Here is a 1,399-nt window from a genome sequence, read left to right on the forward strand (position 1 = left end):
TCTGCCCTCTGCCTTCCCCCAACCGAGATCACCAAAAGTTGCCAAGAACCCATAAACCCGACTTTTAGCTAAAGCATCTGGTGTGTCTTGGCCACCTTGTAAAATAAAAATCGGCACATCTATCATGTAAAGCCGCTTTTGCACTAATTCCGCCTCAATTTCTGCTTGCCGCCTTTGGAAAAGTAACTGGCAAGCTATGGGGTAACGCAACAATTCCTGACGTAATTGCAAATCCTGTGCAGTTTTTTCATACCAACCCAGAATTTTAGTGAAAGGAATTAGCGGGGATGTAGACACCGCAAATTTTCACAAATCAGATAGGATTGCTAAAAGTCGAGCATTAGTTTACTGAGATTGATTTGGATTCAAGTTGCGATCGCCCATTATCGTGATATGACAGGGCCGCCATTCCATGTTCTTGGGCACGCAGCTCTTGACCAGAGATTTCTGGCTCTTTAATATAAACTGAACTCAGTAAGATATTCAGGACTCCACCTTCTTCAGCCTGACGCACAGCGCAATGCGTAATCAATTCACCCACATTCAGAATCACATTGTCTTCTGGATCAAGAATGACGCGGGTAACTGGACGACCCAGTGCTTGTTCAATTCGTTGCTTCCTCATTGCCCGTGTGCTGCGTCTTTGTAGCATTTCTGCCTTTTGTTTCAAAGCTTGCCAGAAAGTATTGAGATTCTCTTGGGCGACGCTTGCCCCCTGGCGCAGTTGAACTTTGGTTTCTAACCATGTGTCACTTGTAGTAGAACGAACTGCGGTTGCTAGAGCCAGACCAGCAGCGTTGAGTAATTCTGCTTGTTTGCCGTAAGTCTGGGCACGAGCAAGGACAGATTCAGTTACAATCTGCCCAGATGCCGCAATAATTAAGCCATCGTCAGCACGCACCGTTTGCAGGACTCTGCGCCCTCTTACCTGCTGGATCGCCTGTGCTGTCAGCGCATTAACGGAGTGACGTAGGTTAGCAGCACTGCTCATCGTTGCGCTCCCAATTCGATTGCTAGTAGATTCTGTTGCTGCTTGCAAATTGCGGCTGATGTTTGCAGTCAGACTGCCACCGGTAGCTCGATAGAGTTCATCAAGGATACCCATACGGGCGGCCGCTTCTGCATCAACTAGCGTGACTTCTTGCCCTTGTAGTAGCAGTACACTACCGTCTGGAGTTAGCACATCTCGCTCAACATGCTTGCCAATCACGTATACCTTTTGCTCGGCAGGGTCAACCAAATTATTTGTCAGGGAGGCAGATGCATTTCGATTGAGGTCTTGCAGTTTGCTGCTAGTAGCATCAGTTGCGGCTTGTAGTTGCTCACCTGCATTCTGGCTTGCTGACTGTAGCCTGCGCTTCACGTTCTCTACTGAGCTTTGTAGTTGCTCACCTGCATT

The 1,399-nt window shown here is 47.9% G+C and carries 1 protein-coding gene and 1 pseudogene; both read right to left on the reverse strand.

All coding sequences use genetic code 11. The features are described from left to right. Nucleotides 1-297: pseudogene (locus ACFE93_RS22250) on the reverse strand (hypothetical protein); the annotation flags it as partial. A 43-nt stretch (nt 298-340) separates the two neighbouring features. Continuing rightward, nucleotides 341-1,399, reverse strand: a 1,059-nt coding sequence (locus tag ACFE93_RS22255; RefSeq protein WP_375476307.1) for a hypothetical protein, incomplete at its 5' end; no start/stop codon positions are given.

Origin of the sequence: uncultured Nostoc sp., assembly GCF_964247315.1 — a bacterium.
Taxonomy (GTDB): Bacteria; Cyanobacteriota; Cyanobacteriia; order Cyanobacteriales; family Nostocaceae; genus Nostoc.